This window comes from Bradyrhizobium sp. SZCCHNS30572 (genome assembly GCF_032484415.1).
GTDB lineage: Bacteria > Pseudomonadota > Alphaproteobacteria > Rhizobiales > Xanthobacteraceae > Bradyrhizobium.
Genome location: NZ_JAUESY010000005.1, coordinates 226482 through 246631, shown reverse-complemented (window position 1 = coordinate 246631; position 20150 = coordinate 226482). Strand labels below are relative to the sequence as shown.

General features: G+C 65.9%; 24 protein-coding genes. 20 read left to right on the top strand and 4 right to left on the bottom strand.

Annotated elements, in window-relative coordinates:
* Position 1 precedes the first annotated feature (1 nt).
* A complete protein-coding gene (locus tag QX048_RS15435; protein WP_315714853.1) occupies positions 2–217 on the top strand; it encodes a hypothetical protein in 216 nt (71 codons plus the stop codon).
* A 31-nt stretch (positions 218–248) separates the two neighbouring features.
* Here the strand turns inward: QX048_RS15435 and QX048_RS15430 are convergent, their stop codons facing one another.
* Positions 249–932 (bottom strand): TetR/AcrR family transcriptional regulator, encoded by a 684-nt coding sequence (locus tag QX048_RS15430; RefSeq protein ID WP_315714852.1) that lies wholly within the window; start codon positions 930–932, stop codon positions 249–251.
* A 257-nt stretch (positions 933–1189) separates the two neighbouring features.
* Here QX048_RS15430 and QX048_RS15425 point away from each other — a divergent pair, with 257 nt between their 5' ends.
* From QX048_RS15425 to cynS, 7 genes are all read left to right on the top strand, one after another.
* On the top strand, positions 1190–1732 hold the full coding sequence (locus tag QX048_RS15425) for an OsmC family protein (RefSeq protein WP_172113730.1): 543 nt from the start codon (positions 1190–1192) through the stop codon (positions 1730–1732).
* Between the two features lie 34 nt (positions 1733–1766).
* Positions 1767–2903 (top strand): acyl-CoA dehydrogenase family protein, encoded by a 1137-nt coding sequence (locus QX048_RS15420; protein ID WP_409999220.1) that lies wholly within the window; start codon positions 1767–1769, stop codon positions 2901–2903.
* Between the two features lie 49 nt (positions 2904–2952).
* A complete protein-coding gene (locus QX048_RS15415; protein ID WP_315749287.1) occupies positions 2953–3828 on the top strand; it encodes a sulfurtransferase in 876 nt (291 codons plus the stop codon).
* A gap of 96 nt (positions 3829–3924) precedes the next feature.
* Positions 3925–5310 (top strand): CmpA/NrtA family ABC transporter substrate-binding protein, encoded by a 1386-nt coding sequence (locus tag QX048_RS15410; protein ID WP_316200522.1) that lies wholly within the window; start codon positions 3925–3927, stop codon positions 5308–5310.
* A 214-nt stretch (positions 5311–5524) separates the two neighbouring features.
* On the top strand, positions 5525–6364 hold the full coding sequence (gene ntrB / locus QX048_RS15405) for a nitrate ABC transporter permease (protein ID WP_315826315.1): 840 nt from the start codon (positions 5525–5527) through the stop codon (positions 6362–6364).
* A 158-nt stretch (positions 6365–6522) separates the two neighbouring features.
* Positions 6523–7425 (top strand): ABC transporter ATP-binding protein, encoded by a 903-nt coding sequence (locus tag QX048_RS15400; RefSeq protein ID WP_315826314.1) that lies wholly within the window; start codon positions 6523–6525, stop codon positions 7423–7425.
* 50 nt (positions 7426–7475) lie between these two features.
* The gene (gene cynS / locus QX048_RS15395; protein WP_315749292.1) at positions 7476–7964 is read left to right on the top strand and encodes a cyanase; all 489 of its coding nucleotides are present in this window, start codon (positions 7476–7478) and stop codon (positions 7962–7964) included.
* Positions 7965–8031: 67 nt separating this feature from the next.
* Here the strand turns inward: cynS and QX048_RS15390 are convergent, their stop codons facing one another.
* Positions 8032–8355 carry a DUF1476 domain-containing protein gene (locus QX048_RS15390; protein ID WP_315714845.1) on the bottom strand — a complete coding sequence of 108 codons (324 nt, stop codon included), beginning with the start codon at positions 8353–8355 and terminating at the stop codon, positions 8032–8034.
* 310 nt (positions 8356–8665) lie between these two features.
* Between QX048_RS15390 and purC the strand changes: the two genes are divergently transcribed.
* The 7 genes from purC (at position 8666) to QX048_RS15355 (ending at position 14261) form a co-directional block, all read left to right on the top strand.
* The gene (gene purC, locus QX048_RS15385; RefSeq protein ID WP_016843454.1) at positions 8666–9433 is read left to right on the top strand and encodes a phosphoribosylaminoimidazolesuccinocarboxamide synthase; all 768 of its coding nucleotides are present in this window, start codon (positions 8666–8668) and stop codon (positions 9431–9433) included.
* Positions 9434–9446: 13 nt separating this feature from the next.
* Entirely contained in the window at positions 9447–9689 is a 243-nt protein-coding gene (purS, locus tag QX048_RS15380; RefSeq protein WP_315706343.1) for a phosphoribosylformylglycinamidine synthase subunit PurS, read from the top strand.
* A gap of 3 nt (positions 9690–9692) precedes the next feature.
* Entirely contained in the window at positions 9693–9872 is a 180-nt protein-coding gene (locus tag QX048_RS15375; RefSeq protein ID WP_315749293.1) for a hypothetical protein, read from the top strand.
* 4 nt (positions 9873–9876) lie between these two features.
* Positions 9877–10578, top strand: coding sequence for a phosphoribosylformylglycinamidine synthase subunit PurQ (purQ, locus tag QX048_RS15370; RefSeq protein ID WP_315714844.1), 702 nt, complete (start codon positions 9877–9879; stop codon positions 10576–10578).
* Between the two features lie 157 nt (positions 10579–10735).
* Positions 10736–11311 (top strand): hypothetical protein, encoded by a 576-nt coding sequence (locus QX048_RS15365; RefSeq protein WP_315750008.1) that lies wholly within the window; start codon positions 10736–10738, stop codon positions 11309–11311.
* A gap of 211 nt (positions 11312–11522) precedes the next feature.
* Complete coding sequence (locus tag QX048_RS15360; RefSeq protein ID WP_316200540.1) at positions 11523–12785, top strand: DUF1236 domain-containing protein; 1263 nt, start codon at positions 11523–11525, stop codon at positions 12783–12785.
* A 165-nt stretch (positions 12786–12950) separates the two neighbouring features.
* Positions 12951–14261 carry a cation:dicarboxylate symporter family transporter gene (locus tag QX048_RS15355; RefSeq protein ID WP_315826313.1) on the top strand — a complete coding sequence of 437 codons (1311 nt, stop codon included), beginning with the start codon at positions 12951–12953 and terminating at the stop codon, positions 14259–14261.
* Positions 14262–14263: 2 nt separating this feature from the next.
* On the opposite strand, the gene QX048_RS15350 is transcribed toward QX048_RS15355, so the two are convergent.
* Complete coding sequence (locus QX048_RS15350) at positions 14264–15202, bottom strand: LysR family transcriptional regulator (protein ID WP_315826478.1); 939 nt, start codon at positions 15200–15202, stop codon at positions 14264–14266.
* 104 nt (positions 15203–15306) lie between these two features.
* Between QX048_RS15350 and QX048_RS15345 the strand changes: the two genes are divergently transcribed.
* From QX048_RS15345 to QX048_RS15325, 5 genes are all read left to right on the top strand, one after another.
* Positions 15307–16122 carry an alpha/beta fold hydrolase gene (locus QX048_RS15345; RefSeq protein ID WP_315826312.1) on the top strand — a complete coding sequence of 272 codons (816 nt, stop codon included), beginning with the start codon at positions 15307–15309 and terminating at the stop codon, positions 16120–16122.
* A 13-nt stretch (positions 16123–16135) separates the two neighbouring features.
* On the top strand, positions 16136–16684 hold the full coding sequence (locus QX048_RS15340; protein ID WP_315749298.1) for a carboxymuconolactone decarboxylase family protein: 549 nt from the start codon (positions 16136–16138) through the stop codon (positions 16682–16684).
* Between the two features lie 2 nt (positions 16685–16686).
* Entirely contained in the window at positions 16687–17487 is an 801-nt protein-coding gene (locus QX048_RS15335; protein WP_315750012.1) for an SDR family NAD(P)-dependent oxidoreductase, read from the top strand.
* A 16-nt stretch (positions 17488–17503) separates the two neighbouring features.
* On the top strand, positions 17504–18364 hold the full coding sequence (locus QX048_RS15330) for an amidohydrolase family protein (protein WP_315749300.1): 861 nt from the start codon (positions 17504–17506) through the stop codon (positions 18362–18364).
* A 176-nt stretch (positions 18365–18540) separates the two neighbouring features.
* Positions 18541–19278 (top strand): tetratricopeptide repeat protein, encoded by a 738-nt coding sequence (locus QX048_RS15325; protein ID WP_315826311.1) that lies wholly within the window; start codon positions 18541–18543, stop codon positions 19276–19278.
* A 231-nt stretch (positions 19279–19509) separates the two neighbouring features.
* On the opposite strand, the gene QX048_RS15320 is transcribed toward QX048_RS15325, so the two are convergent.
* On the bottom strand, positions 19510–19992 hold the full coding sequence (locus QX048_RS15320) for a PaaI family thioesterase (RefSeq protein WP_315714838.1): 483 nt from the start codon (positions 19990–19992) through the stop codon (positions 19510–19512).
* Between the last annotated feature and the right edge of the window lie 158 nt (positions 19993–20150).

The window sequence follows — 20150 nt, the reverse complement described above, 5'->3', positions numbered from 1 at the left end:
TATGGGACTTCCTCTTCGCAGAGAGCAACGGCTCGGCCATCGCGAGGCGCCTGCGGACCGCGCGGCGGTCGATGCGGCCTGGCACGTGCTCGAAGCGGCCAACGAGCTCGGCGATGAGGCTGCGGTGGCCGCCTGCCGCCGCGTCATCGATGCCAGCCTCAACGGCGCGGGCGCAGACCAGGCGGACCTGAAGCTGGTGACGGAGTATTTCCGCTAGTTCTGTCGCTCGGTTCGCGGGGCAGGGCGGCTCAGACCGCAGCGAGCTGGGGGCCCGCCGCCTTGCTGTTGCGCTGGCCCGCCTTCAGCTTCGCCGGTTCGATCAGCGCCTTCGCCGCCAGCCCGGCGGTGTCCGCGACCTCGGGATTGCGCGACACCATCGCCGCCACGATCGCGCCGTCGATCAGCAGTGCAAGCTGATGCGAGAAGCTCTCCGGCTCGGCAGCGCCCATCTCACGGGCGAGCTTCTCGATATGCGCCAGCACCACTTTCTTGTGGCGCATTGCGATGGTGCGAAACTGCTTCTGGTCCTTGTCGTGCTCGCCGACCGCATTGATGAAGGGGCAGCCGTAGAAGCGCTCCTCGCCGAACCAGCTCTTCAGCGCCGGAAAGATGCGTGCCAGCTTGGTCTCGGCGTCACCGCCGCCGCTCTCCATTTCCGCGATGAACCATTCGCGCCACTGCTTGCCTTCGCTTTCCAGCACGGCGGTGACCAGCGCGGTCTTCGATCCGAACAGCTTGTAGAGTGTGGTCTTCGCGGTGCCGGCCTCGCTGATGATCGCATCGATCCCGGTGGCATTGATGCCGTTCTTGCAGAACAGCCGCGTGGCGGCGCCGAGCAGGCGGCCGCGCGCGGATTCGTCATCGCCGGCCGAGATCGTCCTCGCGATCGCCTGCTTCTTGCCGGTTTGTTTGCCCGCAACTGACTTTGCCATGCGCGCAAGCTTAATCGCTGTGCGCGTGACTCAGCAAGACTGCTGATGTGCTCGAGGCAGCATTGCGCTCAATTTGATCTCCGAAGGCGGCATTCTGCACTGCGCTTGGGCAGCGGAGGTGACGCAACGGCTCGCCACTTGCCGCGATGATCGCGTAAGCCGCGAGGATCACTCCGGCTTTTGATTTTCGGCCTCTCTGGCACGCTTCGTGCAGGATACAGACCGTTCGGTATCCTCATCCCAGGGAGAGAAATGAGATGACCGCTGTGGTTCAGAAGACGGCGCTGACGGGCTGCCTCGCACCCATCGACAAGAACGGGCTTGAACAGCTCATCGTCAACGGCAAGGCCAACCCCAAGGTCATCAAGACCCTGAAGTGCAAGACCGTCGCCGAGGGCAAGTTTCGTCACGCCAACTACATCCGCAACCTCGCGCCCTACATCGTCGACGAGCCGCCGGGGCTGCTCGGTGACGACACCGCGCCAAATCCGTCGGAAGCCTCGCTCGCCGCGCTCGGCTCCTGCCTGGCCGTCGGCCTGCATGCCAATGCGGTGCATCGCGGCTGGATCGTCAACAAGCTCGAGCTGGAGCTCGAGGGCGATCTCAACATCACCGCAGTCTGGGGCACCGGCGACGTCAGCGAGAAGCCGGTCGGCTTCACCGACGTCCGCGTCAAGGTCGACATGGAGTGCGAGGGCATTCCGCAGGAGGAGGTCAAGGCGCTGATCGACCACGTCAAGAAGTGGTCGCCGGTCGCCAACACCTTCACGCGTCCGGTCAATCTCGAGGTCGGGATCTGAGGCGGCCCTCGAGGTCGGCGTAGCGGAGGACGTCATGAACTCAGTAGTCTCGGGTTCACTCGGACAGCATCTGGCGGTCGATGGCGCGGGCGTCATGCCCATACCGTCGACCGTGGAGCAGGTCACGGCGATCGCGCGCAAGGAACTCGCGCCGCTGGCCGCTGGCATCGACGCCGGGACGGTGTACCCGGCCGACGTGCTCCGCCGCTTCGGCAAGGTCGGCGCGTGGAGCAGCCACGTGCCGGAAAATGGCGCGGCGGATCTCAACTGCGCGATCGACACCATCGGCGCGATCGGTGAGGTCTGCGGCGCCTCTGCCTTCATGGCGTGGTGCCAGAACACGCTGGTCTGGTACATCGCCAACTCGCCCAACAAGGCGCTCGTCGGCCGTCTTCTCGACGACGCCGCCAGCGGCCGGTTGCTCGGTGGCACCGGCTTGTCCAATCCGATGAAGAGCTTCTTCGGCATCGAGAAGCTCAAGCTCAGGGGTCGCAAGGTCGAGGGCGGCTACGTCGTGCGCGGCGTGCTGCCCTGGGTCTCGAACCTCGGGCCGGACCACATGTTCGGTACGATCTTCGAGCGTGAGGACGCGCCCGGCGAGATCGTGATGTTCATCGCCGACTGTGCCGATCCGGCGGTGACCCTGCAGCCATGCCAGCCGTTCCTGGCGATGGACGGCACCGGCACCTACGGCATCCAGTTTCGCGACCTGTTCGTGCCGGACGAACTGATCCTGGCCGATCCCGCCGGTCCCTTCGTCAAGAAGATCCGTGCCGGATTCATCATGTTGCAGGCCGGCATGGCGCTCGGCCTGATCAAGGACTGCATCAAGATCATGCAGGAGGTCGAGGCGCCGCTCGGCCACGTCAACCGCTATCTGCCGCAGCAGCCGGTCGATTTCAGCGCGCTCGCCGATGAACTCGCGAAGGAGACGGCAGAACTCGCCAGCGATCCGTTCAACCCCGACGAGACCTATTGGCGCAAGGTCGTGGCGCTGCGCCTGCGTGCCGGCGAGGCCAGCGTCGCTGCCGCTCATGCCGCGATGCTCCATTGCGGAGCCCGCGGCTACCTCAAGGGCAATCGCGCCGAACGTCGCCTGCGCGAGGCCTATTTCGTCGCGATCGTGACTCCCGCGACCAAGCAGCTCCGCAAGATGCTCGCCGACGGCTGACGCCGGCGAGAACGGCAAACCAACAAATCCCAACCAGGAGAGGCCTGCCATGACGGACGTTCTGATTACAGCCGGCGAACTCGCTGAGTTCATCAAGACCGAGCCGTGTGTCGTGATCGACACCCGCAATCCCGATGCCTACGCCGCGGGACATCTTCCCGGCGCCGTCAACGTCCACGAGATATTCACCTATCTCGCGACGTCCACACCGGAAGGCATGGAGGAATTGAAGACGAAGTTTGCGGACGCGTTCGGCGCCGCCGGCCTTTCGGGCGCCGAGACCGCCGTCGTCTACGAACAGTCGATGAACTCCGGCTTCGGCCAGTCGTGCCGCGGCTATTTCCTGCTCACGATGCTCGGCTATCCCAAGGTCAAGGTGCTGCATGGCGGCTACGATGCCTGGGTGGCCGCCGGCATGCCGGTGACGACCGACGTGCCGTCGCCGGCCAAGGCCTCGTTCGCCATCGTGCCGGAGGCGGGCAGCATCCTGATCGACGCCAAGGCGATGCTGGCGGCGGTTGGCAATCCCGCTATCGCGATCCTCGACGTCCGCGATGTCGATGAGTGGATCGGCGATTCCTCCTCGCCCTACGGCAAGGATTTCTGTCCGCGCAAAGGCCGCATCCCCGGCGCCGTCTGGCTCGAATGGTACCGCATGATGAAGCCGACCGCCGAAGGCCCGCGCTTCAAGTCGAAGGACGAGATCCTCGCCGAATGCGCCACCGTCGGCATCACGGTCGACACGCCGGTTTATCTCTACTGCTTCAAGGGCGCGCGGGCCTCGAACACCTTCCTGGCGCTGAAGAACGCCGGCGTGAAGGATGTGCGGATGTACTTCGGCTCGTGGAACGAGTGGTCGCGCGACCCGTCGCTGCCGATCGAGGAAGGACTTCCGATGCCGGCGATGACCAGCAAGGCGGCATAGAAGCTGCATGTTAAGCACGTCCGGCCGCTGAAAAATGCGGCCGGACGAGCAGTTCGAAGGCGCTGACAGCGCAGGTGTGACAAAGGGGCGCAGCACATGTCGATTTTCGATGATCCGTTCGATGCCGATTCACGCGTGAATGCCGGTTGTATCTGCGGCCAGCATCGCAGCCCGGCCGAACATGAGCACGCCGCGCTGGCGCTGCGCTGCGAGCCCGTGGCGGACTCCACCGAGAAGCGCTACGAGAACGTGGTCGCGTCAGCCGTGCTGCGCGCGGTGTTTCCGCAAGCTGCCACCCGCCGCGCGTTTCTGAAGTCGGTCGGCGCCGCCACCGCGCTCGCCGCAGTGTCCCAGTTCTTCCCGCTGAAGACCGCGACCGAGGCGTTCGCCGAAGCGGGCGCGCCCGAGAAGAAGGATCTCAAGGTCGGCTTCATCCCGATCACCTGCGCGACCCCGATCATCATGGCGGCGCCGCTCGGCTTCTATGCCAAGGCCGGGCTGAACGTCGAGGTCGTCAAGACCGCCGGCTGGGCCGTCATCCGCGACAAGACCATCAACAAGGAATACGACGCCTCGCACATGCTGGCGCCGATGCCGATCGTGATCTCGCTCGGCCTCGGTGCGCAGCCGATCCCGTTCACCGTGCCCGCGATCGAGAACATCAACGGGCAGGGCATTACGCTTGCGATGAAGCACAAGGACAAGCGCAATCCGAAGGACTGGATGGGCATGAAGCTCGCCATTCCGTTCGACTATTCGATGCACAACTATCTCCTGCGCTATTATCTCGCCGAGCACGGCATCGATCCCGACACCGACGTGCAGCTGCGCTCGGTGCCGCCGCCGGAGATGGTCGCGAACCTGCGCGCCGACAACATCGACGGCTTCCTCGCGCCCGACAACATCTGCCAGCGCGCGATCTTTGACGGCGTCGGCTTCCTGCACATCCTATCGAAGGAGATCTGGGACGGTCACCCCTGCTGCAGCTTCGCGGCGAGCCGCGAGTTCATCACCACGGCGCCGAACAGCTTTGCCGCTCTCACCCGCGCCATCGTCGATGCCACCGCGTACGCGTCGAAGGCTGAGAACCGCAAGCAGATCGCGGAGGCGATCGCTCCGGCGAACTACATCAACGCGCCGGTGACCGTGATGGAGCAGGTCTTGACCGGCACCTACGCCGATGGCCTCGGCAGCGTGAAGACCGATCCGAAGCGCGTCGATTTCGATCCGTTCCCGTGGCAGTCCTTCGCGGTGTGGATGCTGACGCAGATGAAGCGCTGGGGCCAGATCAAGGGCGACGTCGACTACAAGGCGGTCGCGGAGCAGATCTATCTCGCCACCGACACCCGCAAGGTCATGACCGACATGGGCCTGACGCCGCCGAAGGACTCCTACAAATCGTTCTCGGTGATGGGCAAGCCGTTCGATCCGACCAAGCCGGACGACTACGTCGCCAGCTTCAAGATCAAGAAGGCGTCGTGATGGGGGGAATGGGCGCGGCGCTGCTGGCCGCGACAATCGCGATGGACACGACGCTGCCGATCAAATCATCGGTGTCGTCCCCGCGAACGCGGGGACCCATACGCCGTGAACTCGCTTGTGGCAGGAATGGCGACGACGATCTTTTTTACCAAGTCTGGACGGTGGTTATGGGTCCCTGCGTTCGCAGGGACGACACCGTGAGTGGAGCGCCGGCATGACCGCCTCTCTTCGCCTCCGCGCCGCCGTGGTTTCCATCGTGCTGCTGGCCGTGTTCCTCGGCGCCTGGCATATCGCGACGCGCAGCACGGGCGCCGCGGCCAACATGAGCCCGGAATACGCCAAGCTGATGGGCATGACGGCCACGCAGGGCAAGTCGGCGATGCCCGGGCCGCTCGATGTCGGTGCCAAGCTGTGGGAGCATCTGCGGCGGCCGTTCTACGACAATGGTCCGAACGACAAGGGGCTCGGCATCCAGCTCGCCTTCTCGCTCGGGCGGGTCATGCTCGGCTATTTGATCGCAGTCGCGGTCGCGATCCCGCTCGGCTTCCTGATCGGCATGTCGCCCTTGATGAGCAAGGCGCTCGATCCGTTCATCCAGATTCTCAAGCCCATCTCGCCGCTCGCCTGGATGCCGCTCGCGCTCTACACCATCAAGGATTCCAGCCTGTCGGCGATCTTCGTGATCTTCATCTGCTCGGTGTGGCCGATGCTCATCAACACCGCCTTCGGCGTCGCCGGCGTGCGCAAGGAATGGATCAACGTCGCCCGCACGCTCGAGGTCGGGAATTTCCGCCGGGCCTTCACGGTCATCCTGCCGGCTGCGGCGCCGACGATCCTCACCGGCATGCGGATCTCGATCGGCATCGCCTGGCTCGTCATCGTCGCCGCCGAGATGCTCGTCGGGGGCACCGGCATCGGCTACTTCGTCTGGAACGAGTGGAACAACCTCTCGATCACCAACGTGATCATCGCGATCCTGTTGATCGGCCTGGTCGGCATGGTGCTGGATCAGATCCTGGCCCGCGTGTCGCGGCTCGTGACGTTTCCGGAGTAGGGCATGATCAGGCGAACTGCTGCAAGGTGCGCAACTCCGTTCCCCTCCCCCTTGCGGGGAGGGGTCAGGGGTGGGGGTGCCCCAGGCGCGAGTCTTCGTGGGGGACCCCCCTCCCTGACCCTCCCCCACAAGGGGGGAGGGAACGGAAAGACCTTCCTATGACCGACAAGTTCATCTCCATCGAAGGGATCGCCAAGCGCTATGATGGGGCGCGCAGCACGACGATCTTCGAGAATCTCTGGCTCGCGATGGCGCGCGGCGAGTTCGTCTGCGTGATCGGGCATTCCGGCTGCGGCAAGACTACGGTGCTGAATGTTCTTGCCGGCCTCGACGTGCCGAGCGAAGGCGCCGTCATCGTCGACGGCCAGGCCATCGAAGGTCCGAGTCTCGACCGAGCGGTCATCTTCCAGAGCCATGCGCTGCTGCCGTGGCGAACGGTGCTCGGCAACGTCGCCTATGCCGTCTCGTCGAAATGGCGCAAATGGGATCGCGCCAAGGTCAAGGCGCATGCGCTGAAATACATCGAGCTCGTCGGCCTGTCCGGCTCCGAGCACAAGCGGCCGTCGGAGCTGTCCGGCGGCATGAAGCAGCGCGTCGGGATTGCCCGCGCGCTCTCGATCACGCCGAAGATCATGCTGATGGACGAGCCGTTCTCCGCGCTCGATGCGCTGACGCGCGGCACCCTGCAGGACGAGGTCCGCCGCATCTGCGTCGAGACCGGGCAGACCGTGTTCATGATCACCCACGACGTGGACGAAGCGATCTATCTCGCCGACAAGATCGTGCTGATGACCAACGGACCCGGCGCGGTGCTCGCGGAGATCGTCGAGAACCCGCTGCCGAAGGACCGGCTGCGCGGCGACCTGCATCGCCATCCGCTGTACTACGCGCTGCGCAACCATATCATCGATTTCCTGGTCAGCCGCAGCAGGACCTTCACTGCCGAGACGCCGGATCACGATCCGCGTAAGGTGCCGGTGGTGAAGATCGGGCGCAGCGGGCCGACGATCGTCGCGTCCAACCCGGTCGAGAACGACGCGCCGCAGGCGATCGCCCGCTGACGCCCAGCCGGAAGAAACCCATCAACGAAGACTTTCAAGGGAGACCAAGCATGAAGCGATCCGACCTCACCGAGAAGCTGCTCGACATCAAGCGCGAGAAGGGCTGGAGCTGGAAATACATCTGCGAGCAGATCGGCGGCTATTCCGAGGTGCTGATTGTCGGCGCCGTTCTCGGCCAGATGAAGCTGACCAAGCCGCAGGCGGCGAACGCCGGCGAGCTGTTCGGCCTGTCCAAATCCGAGATCGCGATGCTGAACGAGACGCCGATGCGCGGCGAGGGCGTGCAGATGCCGCCGACCGATCCCTTGATCTACCGCTTCTACGAGCTCGTGATGATCAACGGCCCGGCGTGGAAGGAGCTGATCCAGGAGGAATTCGGCGACGGCATCATGTCGGCGATCGACTTCGACATGGTGATGGAGCGCCTGCCCAATGCCAAGGGAGACCGCGTCAAGATCACGATGTCGGGCAAGTTCCTGCCTTACAAATATTACGGCGCCAGCGGCAACGTGCCGGAATACGGCTTCAAGGAAGAGTAAGCGAGTAGCGAATTGCGGGTAGCGAATAGGGGCAGGAGATCCCTATTCGCTACTCCCTATTCGCCTCTCACTGTCCCGCCTTGACCTGCGCCACGGCGGTCACCAGCAGCTCGCTCATCTTCGCGCGCACGTCCGCCTCGGTGACGGCCGCGCCCTTGGCGGTGAGGTCTCCCAGCACCTTGCGCAGCACGTCGGCATCGCCCGCTTCCTCGAAATCGGCCGCGACGACCTCCTTGGCGTAGGCGTCGGCGTCAGCGCCGGACTTGCCGAGCTTTTCGGCTGCCCACAGGCCGAGCAGCTTGTTGCGGCGGGCTTCTGCCTTGAACTTCAATTCCTCGTCATGGGCGAATTGCTTCTCGAAGGCGTCCTCGCGCTTGTCGAACGTGGTCATGGTCGGAACTTCCAGTGTTGCCGAAGAGGGTTAACCGCGCAGGCGGTTGCGGGGCGGTGGCCGCACGCCTAAATAATTGGAACATCTTGCCAATACAACGGGTACGAGGCCGCAGGGAAGGGCGGTAAAACTCCGCTCCCGAGGCCCGGATCGATTGTGCTCGGGACACCAATGAGATAGGTTTCCCACAGGCCCGGTTCTTGTTCTGTTTCCGTCCGTCCGGGCCCTCGCGGCAGCTCCGTCGTGGTCCTGTCCAAAGTCATCCGGAGCCCACCATTTCATGGATTTCAACAAAACACGGTACATCCCAATGAGCCGTCGGCGTCGCATTTATGAAGGCAAGGCCAAGGTCCTGTATGAAGGCCCCGAGCCGGGCACCCTGATCCAGCACTTCAAGGACGACGCCACCGCCTTCAATGCCAAGAAGCACCAGGTGATTGAAGGCAAGGGCGTCCTCAACAACCGGATCTCGGAGTACCTGTTTCAGCACCTCAACGACATCGGGGTTCCGACTCACTTCATCCGCCGGCTCAACATGCGCGAGCAGTTGATTCGCGAGGTCGAGATCGTGCCGCTCGAGGTCGTCGTCCGCAATGTGGCGGCGGGCTCGCTGTCGCAGCGCCTCGGCATCGAGGAAGGCACCCAGCTGCCGCGTTCGATCATCGAATTCTATTACAAGAACGACCAGCTCAACGACCCCATGGTGTCGGAGGAGCACATCACCGCGTTCGGCTGGGCGACGCCCCAGGAAATCGACGACATCATGGCGCTTGCCATTCGCGTCAACGACTTCCTGACCGGGCTTTTCCTCGGCATCGGCATCCGCCTGGTCGACTTCAAGATGGAATGCGGCCGGCTGTTCGAGAACGAGATGATGCGCATCATCGTCGCCGACGAGATTTCCCCCGATTCCTGCCGGCTGTGGGACATCAAGTCGAACGAGAAGCTCGACAAGGACCGCTTCCGTCGTGATCTTGGCGGCCTTCTGGAGGCCTATACCGAGGTCGCCAAGCGGCTCGGCATCCTCATCGAGAACGAGCGCCCGGCGGGCTCCGGCCCGGTCCTGGTCAAGAGCTAAAAGGGAACAAGACGTGAAAGCGCGTGTCACGGTGACGCTGAAATCCGGCATCCTCGATCCGCAGGGCAAGGCGATCGAGGGCGCCCTGAAATCGCTCGGCGTCGACGGCGTCGCCAGCGTGCGGCAGGGCAAGGTGTTCGACATCGAGCTCGCCGGTGCCGACAAGGCCAAGGCGGAGGCCGCCCTGAAGGCGGCCGCCGACAAGCTGCTGGCGAATACGGTGATCGAGAATTACCGGGTGGAGTTGCTGGGGTAGGCAATGGCCGTGATCGACCGCGAGATCTACGAGCTTCTGCTGGAAATCCCGCGTGATCAGGTCCGTGTCGAACATTCTGTCGATGAGCTGCTTGCTGGTGCGCGAGCGTTGAACAGAGAGCTCTCGTCGGACTCACACACTCTCGCGACGCTGCGAGGGGATCATTATCGAGCAAACACGTAGCATCATGAAATCCGCCGTCCTCGTCTTCCCCGGCATCAACCGCGAACGCGACATGGCCCGCGCGCTGCGCATGATCTCCGGCCATGAGCCTGCGATGGTCTGGCACGCCGAGACGTCGCTGCCGAAGGGCACCGACCTCGTCGTGGTGCCCGGCGGCTTCTCCTATGGCGACTATCTGCGCTGTGGCGCGATCGCGGCACGGGCCCCGGTGATGGACGCAGTACGCGATTTCGCCGCCAAGGGCGGCTTGGTGCTCGGCGTCTGCAACGGCTTCCAGATCCTGTGCGAGTCCGGCCTGCTGCCGGGCGTGCTGATGCGCAACGATAAGCTGAAGTTCATCTGCAAGGACGTGCATCTGCGGGTCGAGCGCTCCGATTCGCCGTTCACCCGCGGCTACAATGCGGGTCAGGTCATCCGCGTGCCGGTCGCTCACGGCGAGGGCAATTATGCGGCCGACGAGGAGACCTTGAAGCGGCTCAATGGCGATGGGCGCGTGCTCTATCGTTACTGCTCAGCCGATGGCGAGGTCGGCGACCTCAGCAACATCAATGGCGCTGCGCATTCCATCGCCGGCATCGTCAACGAGAACGGGAATGTGCTCGGCATGATGCCGCATCCCGAGAATCACGTCGAGGACATCATGGGCTGCACCGACGGCCGTGGCCTGTTCGCCGGCCTCGTCGCCCATCTCGACCGCGCGGCCTGATCGGCGGGCTGCGCCCGTGACGTTTCCGTCGGGCCGCTCGCCCGGCCCGACCCACAAACGACCGATTGGTGATCGAGGTTGCGGGACGTCCTCCATCTCCCGGATCGTCCCTGACGTCCGTCCTGCCTGCCACTTCCTCGATCCCGACGGTGCCTTGATGTCGACGCTGCCTCTCACTCAGCGCGCCCTGCGCTGGCTTCTCCTGTCCGTGTCGCTCTCGCTCGTCACGGGCGTTGGCGCCGCTCGGGCCGAGACCCCGTCGACGACGCCGTCGGTCGCCACACCGACTCTGCCGTTCACCGTGGGCGGCTGGAAACCGCAGCGGCCGAACGGCACCGATGTGACCTTCTTCCTGTGCGACGATGCGAAATGCGGCCCTGGCTCGAAGGTGAGCTACCGGCTCTACGGACCCAACACGACGATGACGATCGAGCAATTCCGCGCCTCCCAGGACCAGACCGTCAAGCTGCTCGACCAGCGCGTGCCGGGTCAGAGCACGACGATTCTGGGCGTCGAGGGCGGCAAGGGCAGCGGGCTGCCGCGCATGTTCTATGCACGGCGCCTGAAAGTGTCGCCAGGCGGAGAGAAGGAATATCAAGTGAGCGGCATGCTGTTCGGCGCGAGAGGCAGTGCCAGCCTGATCAGCTCCGCGACTGGCGAGGCGAACAGCACGGCCAACTTCAAGCAATTCGCGGTCCCGGTCATGCTTCTGCTCGCGCCACGGTCAAAATGATCGCGTGACGGCGCGCCGAAGCCGTTCATCAAAATCGTTCCGGAGTTTTTTCTCGCGCCGTCCGGCAACGCCGGGCGGCTGTTTGCGTTGTCCGCCAGCGAATGGGGCAGGGATCCAAGGAGGTTCTCATATGACGACGAAACATTGGCTGGGAACGGCCGCGATCATCCTGGCGATCGGCACGGCATCAGGTGTATCGGCGCAAGGCGACATGAAGCGCGAGGGAGGCCCGGCCGCTGCGACGGCGCACGAGGCCACGCGTCCGGCTGCCGAGGCGAAGGGAGAGGCAAAGGGCGGCGCCGCCGCGGCGGAACGTGCCGGCGCCGAGGCAAAGCAGAGCGCGCAGGAGCAGCGCCGTGGCGAGCCTTCATCCGCAGCAGGACGCGAGCAGGCTCAGGAAAGGTCCTCCGAGCGGTCGGCACATGATGCCAAGCAGAGCGCCGAGAGCAAGGGCGGTGCGGCCGCCGAGCGTGGCCGCGAGGCCAAGGAGAGCGCCGAGTCGAAGTCGTCGACTGACAGCAAGCAGGCCGACAAGCAGTCTGACAGCAAGAGCAAGGCCGAGTCGAAGCAACAGCAGGGGCGCGCCGACGAGCCGCGCAAGGGCGAGGATCGCGCCGCCGAGAGCAAGTCGGGGGCGACGGATCGGAAGTCCGACCGTGAGGCCGATCGCGCTGATCACGATAAGGACAAGACCCGGCAGAGCCAGGACGAGCGCAAGACCGGCACGTCCGACGAGGCCGCGGACAAGCAGACCGGCGACCGCAACAAGCAGGCCAACCAGCCGAACGCGGCCGACAGCAAGAACACGACCGCGCAGCAGAACCAGCCGACCGGCGCCGGTCAGCGTGATCAGACCGGGCAGGCCAACAATCAGACCCAGCCCAATGGCAGCCGCTCCAGCACGCAGGTGTCGGTCAACGAGCAGCAGAAGACCCGCGTGGTCGATCAGCTCAAGCGCGATCACGACTTCGACCAGGCGCGCACCAATCTCAACATCAACATCAATGTCGGCGAGCGCCTGCCGGAGCACGTGCGGCCGCGTCCGCTGCCGTCGGACATCGTGACGATCGTGCCGGAATATCGCGGCTACGAGTACACCGTGATCCATGACGAGATCGCGATCGTCGACCCGCGCAGCCGCGAGATCGTCGACGTAATCCCGCAGAACGGCATGCGCGCGGACCGCGGCTATGATCGCGGCGGCTATGGCGTCGGCTCGACCCGGATCGTGCTGTCGGACGATCAGCGCCAGATTCTGCGCCGCGCCGCCACCGAGACGGGCACTGTGGGCTCGACGACATCGTCGTCGTCCTCGTCCGGATCGAGCTGCCTGAGCCTGCGCCGCGTGCCCGATGAGCTCGCGCGCAGCAATCCGGAGCTGGCCAACTACCAGTATCTGGCGATCGGCGAGCAGGTCGTGCTGGTCGACCCGCGCGATCAGAAGGTGGTGCAGGTCATCGACCAGCAGCAGTAGGGCCGAGGCGCGGCTGCGCCTTGTCTCATCGATGACCTCCCTTGCCGCTGCGGCATGGGAGGCCATCGAAAGATTGATTTGGACATAGCACGTCCGGCTCTGCTTCAGTTCGCTCACAACGGGGAACGAGATTCCATCTCGTCCACAAGGGGAGCGAAACGAGCCATGGCGATCACCCGCCAGCTGTATGTCCAAGTCCTGATCGCGATCCTGCTCGCGATCGCCGTCGGCCTGCTGGCGCCAGAGGCGGCCGTTCAGATGAAGCCGCTCGGCGATGCGTTCATCGCACTTCTGCGCATGATGCTCGGGCCGATCATCTTCTGCTCGGTGGTGCTCGGGCTGACGCATGTCCGCGATATGAGGCAGCTCGGCCGGCTCGCGTTCAAGTCGCTGCTGTATTTCGAGATCCTGACCACGCTCGGCATGGTCGTCGGCTTCATCGCGGTCAACGTGTTCCAGCCCGGCGACGGGCTCCATGCCGGCAACCTCGCGCTCAATGACAGCGTGACGCGCATCTCCAACGCCGCGAGCAATTTCACGGCTATCGGCTTCTTCCTCAGCATCATCCCGACCACGATCGTCGACGCCTTCGCCAAGGGCGAGATTCTCCAGATCCTGTTCATCTCGGTGATGGTGGGCGCGGCGCTGAGCGTCGGCCTGAAGACGGAGTCGGCGATCCTGCGCGGCATCGAGGAGGGGCAGGACGTGCTGTTCCGCATGCTGGGTTTCATCATGAAGCTGGCGCCACTCGGGGCGTTCGGCGCCATGGCGGCGGCGATCGGCACGCATGGCGGCGCCACGCTGCTCTATCTCGGCAAGGTCGTGCTGCTGTACTGGATCACGGCGGTCGTCTTCGTCGCAGTCGTGCTCGGCGGCGTGTGCGCCATCATGCGGCTGTCGCTGCTCAAGCTGCTGCGGCTGATCCGCGAGGAGCTGCTACTGGTGCTCGGGACCGCGTCCGGCGAGGTTGCGCTGCCGCGGCTGATGCAGAAGCTCGAGCAGGCCGGCTGCGACGGCGCCATCGTCGGTTTCGTGCTGCCGGCCGGCTACAGCTTCAATCTCGACGGCACGGGCATCTACATGGCGATTGCCGTCGGCTTCATCGCCCAGGCCACCGACACGCCATTCAGCTACGGCCAGCAGCTGGCGGTGCTCGCGGTCATGCTGCTGACCTCGAAGGGCGGCACCACCGTCGCGGGCGGCGCCTTCATCAAGCTCGCGGCGACCCTGCAATCCGTCCGCGTGCTCCCGCTCAACGGCCTCGGCCTGCTGTTCGGCATCGACCGCCTGATGGCGACCTGCACCGCGCTCACCAACGTCGTCGGCAACACCGTTGCCGTGTTCGTCATCGCGCGCTGGGAAAATGCGCTGGATGCCGCCAGGCTCGATGCCTATCTCGCGGGTGGCGCCGCGTCGACGGCCGCGGAGGCGGCCGTCGACGAGGGCCGCGCTGCAATCGCCGGTGCGGGCGAATGAGCTCAGCGCACGTAGTCGCCGATGATCTTGGCGCCGGGCCAGGCGCCGTCCGCCACGCTCTGCGCGATCACCTCGCGCATCAGCGCCAGCAGCTCGTCGGCCAGCCAGGTCGGCTGGCGTTCCCGCGGCATGCCGATCGAGACGGTCGAGATCAGCGGCGGCCGCTCGATCGACCGCACGGTGAGCTCGCCGCGCTTCGCCTCGGCGACGACCGCGGCATGGGCGAGGATCGTTGCGCCGAGACCGCGCCGAACCATGGCCTTCGTCATGCTCACGCTGTCGACCTCGAAGGCGACGTTGAGCCGCGTGCCGTTCTGGATCGCCGCCTGCTCGATCAGCCGCCGGTTGCTGTGCGGAAGACTCGGCAGGATCAGCGACAGGCCGGCCAGCTCGCGCCAGCCGATCGTCTCGGCCACGGTGTCGCCGCGCTTGGCCGGCGGCAGGGCGACGACCATCCGCTCGTGCAGGATGGGGGCCAGCGCGATGCCGTCGAGCGGCGGGGGATTGTAGAGCACGGCGATGTCGAGCCGGCGGTCCAGCAGCCATTCCTCCAGCGACGAGCTGATGCCCTCGCGGACCTGCACGGAGGCCTGCGGCCAGCGCCGGCGCAGTTCGACCACCACGGACGGCGCGATGCGCAGGCCCGCGACCGGCGGCACCCCGAGCGCGATGTGACCGGCGAAGCTCGAATCCGGCGAGCGCACCGCGCCCGGCATCTGGTCGATCTGCAGCAGCACGGCATGGGCGTGCTCGAGGAACGTCGTGCCGGCGCGGGTCAGGCGGACGCCGCGGCCGTGCCGCACCAGCAGCGCGACGCCAAGCTCGTCCTCCAGCTTCATCAGCTGCCGGCTGAGCGCGGATTGCGCGACATTAAGCAATGCCGATGCCCGGCTCAGGCTACCGGCGCGCGCCACCTGCACGAAGTAACGAAGCTCGCGGATGTCGATGGCCGTGTCCTCCGCGCCGCTGCCCGCCGCAGTTTATTGCAAGCGGCCCAGGGCGAGTCAAACCGCGCGCCGACAACGATGAGACGGGCGCCTCGCCGATGAACTTCATCCATCTCGACGGCTTGACGCTGCGCTATGAGCTGCGCGGCGGTGGCGCGAGGACGCTGGTGTTGCTGCATGAGCTCGGCGGCAGCATCGAAAGCTTCGATGCCTTGATGCTCGAGCTGCCCGATGACCTGCGGGTGCTGCGCTATGATCTGCGCGGCGCCGGCCTGTCGGAAAAGCCGCGCGCGCCGTTCGGCTTCGCCGATCACGTCGGCGACCTCGACCGGCTGCTGAGGGCGCTCGGCACCGACGGACCGGTCGATATCGCCGGCGTCGCCGCCGGTGCGGCGCTCGCCGTCAGCTTCGCGCTGGCGCATCCGCAGCGCGTGGGCGCGCTGGCGCTGTGCGCGCCGGCCCTCAGCGTCGATGCTGGCCGCGTGCAGTATCTGGCGGCGCGCTCCGCGCTCTGCATGCGCGCCGGCATGCGCGCCGTGGCGGCGGATACGCTCGATCGTTCCTATCCGCCGGTGCTGCGAACCGACCGCAATGCCTACCTCGCTTATCTCGGCCGCTTCCTCGGCAACGATCCGGTCGGATATGCCCATAACAACCTGGCGTTCGCTGAGGTCGATCTGCGCGAACGGCTCGCGGAGGTTCGGCAGCGCTGCCTGCTGCTTGCCGGCGCGCATGATCTGTTGCGGCCGCAGGCGCAGGTCGAGGCGCTCGCCCGTCTCATTCCCGGCGCGGCGTTCGCGACCGTCGACACGGCCGGTCATCTGATGCAGGTGCAGGCCCCCGCCGAGCTGGCGGGGCGGCTGACGGCTTTTCTTGCCAGGCCCGGGACACAGCCGATTCCTCGCGCCTCGTGACCAGGAGCATCGCATGCGCATCAAGGACCTTGCCCTGGCCGAGATGGACGAGACGCAGCGCGCGGTGGCCGAAGAGGCCATCGCCGGCCGGCGCGGCCGGATCCCGGCGCCGCTGCGGGCCTGGCTGCACAGTCCGGAGCTCGGACGCCGGGCCCAGAAGCTCGGCGAGTTCGCCCGCTACGAGACGTCATTGCCGCCTGCGCTGTCCGAGCTCGCGATCCTCGTGACGGCACGGCACTGGACCTCGCATGTCGAATGGTATGCCCACAAGCGGGATGGGCTCGAGGCGGGCATCGCCCCGTCGGTCATCGACGCGATCGCGCAACGGCGTGATCCAGAGTTCACCGATCCGGCCGCGAAGCTCGTTCACGACTACACCCGGCAGCTGCTCGCCAGCGGCCGCGTGCCGGACGCTCTGCACGCGCTGGCGGCCGCAACCCTCGGCACGCGCGGCGTCGTCGATCTCGTCGGCATCATCGGCTATTACGGGCTGGTGGCGCTGACCCTCAACGCGTTCGACATCGGCCTGCCCGATGGCGAGACGCCGGAGCTGGAGCCATGACCATGACGAAGCGCCTGGAGGGCAAGGTCGCGATCATCACCGGGGCCGGCTGCGTCGGTCCGGGCTGGGGCAACGGCCGCGCCGCGGCGGTCATCTTCGCGCGCGAGGGCGCCAGGGTCCTCGCCGTCGACCGCGATGGCAGCCGCATGGACGAGACGCTGGCGCGCGCCCTGGACCACGGCGGCGTCATCCAGGCCCACCGCTGCGACGTCACCGATGCGGCGGATGTCGCCGCGATGGTCGACGCCTGTATCGCAGCGTTCGGCCGCGTCGATATTCTGGTCAACAATGTCGGTGGCTCGGCGCCGGGAGGCCCGGTCGAGCTGAGCGAGCAGGGCTGGGACGCGCAGCTCGATCTCAACGTGAAGAGCGTCTTCCTCACCTGCAAGGCGGTGCTGCCGCACATGGCGGCGCAGGGCGGCGGGGCCATCGTCAACACGGCCTCCACCTCGGGCATCCGCTGGACCGGATCGGCGCAGGTCGGCTACGCCTCGGCCAAGGCCGCGGTGATCCAGTTCTCGCGCGTCGTTGCCGTGCAGTATGCCCCGCAGCGCGTGCGCGTGAACACGGTGGTGCCTGGCCAGATGCACACGCCGATGGTCGAGGCGCGCCTCGCCGGGCAGCGCGCCGGCGGCGATGTCGCGGCGCTGCTGCGGACGCGGCAGGCTCGCATCCCGCTCGGCTTCATGGGCGACGGCCGCGACACCGCCCACGCCGCGCTGTTCCTCGCCTCCGACGAGGCGCGCTTCGTTACCGGCACCGAGATCGTTGTCGATGGCGGCATGAGCGCCCGCTGTGACTGAACCCATGAGCACGGGCATGGCTGCCGTTTCCCGCGCATGGCCGGCAGGGGCCTGCGATGCGCATTGTCACATCTTCGGTCCGTTCGACCGCTTTCCGCTGCCCGACGATCGCAGCTTCACGCCGCCGGAGGCGCCGGAAACGGCGCTGCGCCGTTTGCACGATCGGCTGGGCATCGATCGCGCGGTCATCGTCCACAGCCAGGGTCATGGCCGCGACCATCGCCCGCTGCTCGATGCGCTGGCCGTGGGAGAAGGCCGCTACCGCGGCGTCGCCGTGCTCGGAGCGGAGGTCACGGCTGCGGAGGTCGCGCGCCTCGATAAAGCCGGCGTCTGCGGTGCCCGCTTCAACTTCCTGGCGCATCTCGGCGGCGCGCCGTCGGCGGAGCGCATGCGGGCCGTGCTCGCGCTGGTGAGGCCGTTCGACTGGCATGTCGCCATTCATGTCACGGCCGCCGATCTCATCCGCTATGCCGAGCTGATCGCGGCCATCGAGCTGCGCATGGTGATCGACCACATGGCCCGGCCGGACCTCGGCCGGAATCTCGGCGCCTGTCAGGCGATCCTGTGTCGCTTGCTCGACAGCGGGCGGGTCTGGATCAAGCTCAGCGGTGCCGATCGCATCTCGCGCGAGGGCGCGCCCTATCATGACGTTGTGCCGTTCGCCCGAAGCGTTGCCGCGCACGCCCCTGAGCGCGTGCTGTGGGGCAGCGACTGGCCGCACGTCAACATCACGGGACAAATGCCGGACGATGCGGTGCTGGCCGACCTCGTGGCCGAGATCGCGCCGTCGGAGACGGCGCGACAGCGGCTTCTGGTCGACAATCCCTCGGCGTTCTTTCGCTTCGATGAATCTCGCCGGGGCCCCGTGGGAGCTTAGCTACGAGCGTCGCGGAGGCCGCCGCCACAGGCGTGCGTCCATTGAACCTGCTGTGGCCGTGATGCGTCAAAACGGGATCGTCCGCAACGGCCTGCGTGAGCGCGGGATTGTCCGGGCTGGCCGGCCACGCTATCAACGTCGGCGTGTAAAATCTCGCCGTGAGTTGGGGATCTGCCGTGCCTATCGCGCTCGTCGTACTGCTGCTCGACATTTCGCTGATCTACCATGCGTCGCGGACTGGCCGTCTGCAGCCCTGGGCCTTCATCATCCTGATGGTGCCGATGATCGGCGCGCTCGCCTACATCGTCGTCGAGCTGGTGCCGGAATGGCTGGGCAGCCACGACGTCCAGAAGGCGCGCAAGCGCGTCGCCAACAAGCTGGACCCCGAGAAAGACTACCGCGAGCTGTCCGATCGTGTCGCGATCACGGACACGATCGCCAACCGCGCGGCGCTGGCCGAGGAATGCGTCGCGGTCGGGCGTTATGACGAGGCCGAGCAGCATTACGATCACATCCTGAGCCTGCCGATGGGCCACGAGCCGCTGTTCGCGCTGGGCAAGGCCAAGGCGCAGTTCGCGCGCCGCCGCCCAGCGGATGCGCTGGCGACGCTCGACGAGCTGCAGAAGAGCTGGCCGGACTACAATTCGGCCGAGGCGCATCTGCTCTATGCACGGGCTTTGCAGGAAGCCGGCCGCATCGATGAGGCCATCGAGGAGTACCAGGCGCTGCTGGACTATGCGCCGGGCAGCGAGGCGAAGGTCCGCTACGGCACGCTGCTCAAGCTGGTCGGCCGGATCGATGAAGCCAAGGTTGTGTTCACCGAGCTGCTGATCCAGATGAAGCGCGCGCCACGACATGTACGCAAGGCGCAGGCCGAGTGGATCGCGATCGCCGAGAAGCAGATCGCGGGGTAGCTCCGCAACGGCAGGGTACATCTTCTCCGCGCGTCATTCCGGGGCGCGCGAAGCGCGAGCCCGGAATCCATAACCACGCATGTCTTGGGAGGCGGGATGCGCGTGGCGCTGTTCTTCGACCATTTTGCGGCTGCCGGCTCATTCGCGCTGCTTCAAAATGGCTACGCCATTTTGCGCGCGAATGCCCCGGAACGACGGAGAGGGTTGAGCGCGATCCCCCTTGCTCCGTCCCTACGGCGAGTTCGCCGCCTCCGGTGTCCGCCGCCTGATGCGCTTGATGGTGCCGGAAAACGAGAACAGCGGCTTTGGGCCGGAATGCAGCATGCCGCGCAGGAAGATCAGCGAGGCGCCGGCGCGGGTGACCTCGCCGGTAGCCTCGATCAGTTCGCCCTCACGCGCGGCATCGAGGAACTCGGACGAGAACGAGACCGTGACACCCGGGCCCTGCATGATCGGCGCGGCGAAGGCGAACAGGCAGTAATCGGCGAATGTCATCAGGCAGCCGCCATGGACATTGCCGCCGCCGTTGAGGTGCTTCTTCTCGACCCGGAAGGCGCAGCGGATCGAGCCATCGTCCTCCATCCGGTGCCAGAATGGCCCGGTGTGGGATTCGTAGCTGTCGCGCATCCAGGTCCGCCAGCCGGCGAACTCGCCGTCGGTCGCGATGTGGATGCCAGGGCGGTTCTCGAAGGCGGAACGGGACAGGTCGTGCACGTGTCAGGGCCTTTAACTGTTGATTTACCGTCTTAAATCCGATTGGTCGCCAATCTGCAAATATCCCGCTCTGCGGGTCCGGGCCAAAGCTCTGGACAGGGCGGAATAGGGCCGTAAAAGGCCTTTTCCCGCCCTGGCGATCTTTCTATGAAGCAGGC

Excerpts from the sequence above, each read along its gene's own strand:
- QX048_RS15435 (WP_315714853.1), top strand. The coding sequence starts at position 2 with ATGGGACTTCCTCTTCGCAGAGAGCAACGGCTCGGCCATCGCGAGGCG.
- QX048_RS15430 (WP_315714852.1), bottom strand. The coding sequence starts at position 932 with ATGGCAAAGTCAGTTGCGGGCAAACAAACCGGCAAGAAGCAGGCGATC.
- QX048_RS15425 (WP_172113730.1), top strand. The coding sequence starts at position 1,190 with ATGACCGCTGTGGTTCAGAAGACGGCGCTGACGGGCTGCCTCGCACCC.
- QX048_RS15420 (WP_409999220.1), top strand. The coding sequence starts at position 1,767 with ATGAACTCAGTAGTCTCGGGTTCACTCGGACAGCATCTGGCGGTCGAT.
- QX048_RS15415 (WP_315749287.1), top strand. The coding sequence starts at position 2,953 with ATGACGGACGTTCTGATTACAGCCGGCGAACTCGCTGAGTTCATCAAG.
- QX048_RS15410 (WP_316200522.1), top strand. The coding sequence starts at position 3,925 with ATGTCGATTTTCGATGATCCGTTCGATGCCGATTCACGCGTGAATGCC.
- ntrB (WP_315826315.1), top strand. The coding sequence starts at position 5,525 with ATGACCGCCTCTCTTCGCCTCCGCGCCGCCGTGGTTTCCATCGTGCTG.
- QX048_RS15400 (WP_315826314.1), top strand. The coding sequence starts at position 6,523 with ATGACCGACAAGTTCATCTCCATCGAAGGGATCGCCAAGCGCTATGAT.
- cynS (WP_315749292.1), top strand. The coding sequence starts at position 7,476 with ATGAAGCGATCCGACCTCACCGAGAAGCTGCTCGACATCAAGCGCGAG.
- QX048_RS15390 (WP_315714845.1), bottom strand. The coding sequence starts at position 8,355 with ATGACCACGTTCGACAAGCGCGAGGACGCCTTCGAGAAGCAATTCGCC.
- purC (WP_016843454.1), top strand. The coding sequence starts at position 8,666 with ATGAGCCGTCGGCGTCGCATTTATGAAGGCAAGGCCAAGGTCCTGTAT.
- QX048_RS15375 (WP_315749293.1), top strand. The coding sequence starts at position 9,693 with ATGGCCGTGATCGACCGCGAGATCTACGAGCTTCTGCTGGAAATCCCG.
- purQ (WP_315714844.1), top strand. The coding sequence starts at position 9,877 with ATGAAATCCGCCGTCCTCGTCTTCCCCGGCATCAACCGCGAACGCGAC.
- QX048_RS15365 (WP_315750008.1), top strand. The coding sequence starts at position 10,736 with ATGTCGACGCTGCCTCTCACTCAGCGCGCCCTGCGCTGGCTTCTCCTG.
- QX048_RS15360 (WP_316200540.1), top strand. The coding sequence starts at position 11,523 with ATGAAGCGCGAGGGAGGCCCGGCCGCTGCGACGGCGCACGAGGCCACG.
- QX048_RS15355 (WP_315826313.1), top strand. The coding sequence starts at position 12,951 with ATGGCGATCACCCGCCAGCTGTATGTCCAAGTCCTGATCGCGATCCTG.
- QX048_RS15345 (WP_315826312.1), top strand. The coding sequence starts at position 15,307 with ATGAACTTCATCCATCTCGACGGCTTGACGCTGCGCTATGAGCTGCGC.
- QX048_RS15340 (WP_315749298.1), top strand. The coding sequence starts at position 16,136 with ATGCGCATCAAGGACCTTGCCCTGGCCGAGATGGACGAGACGCAGCGC.
- QX048_RS15335 (WP_315750012.1), top strand. The coding sequence starts at position 16,687 with ATGACGAAGCGCCTGGAGGGCAAGGTCGCGATCATCACCGGGGCCGGC.
- QX048_RS15330 (WP_315749300.1), top strand. The coding sequence starts at position 17,504 with ATGGCTGCCGTTTCCCGCGCATGGCCGGCAGGGGCCTGCGATGCGCAT.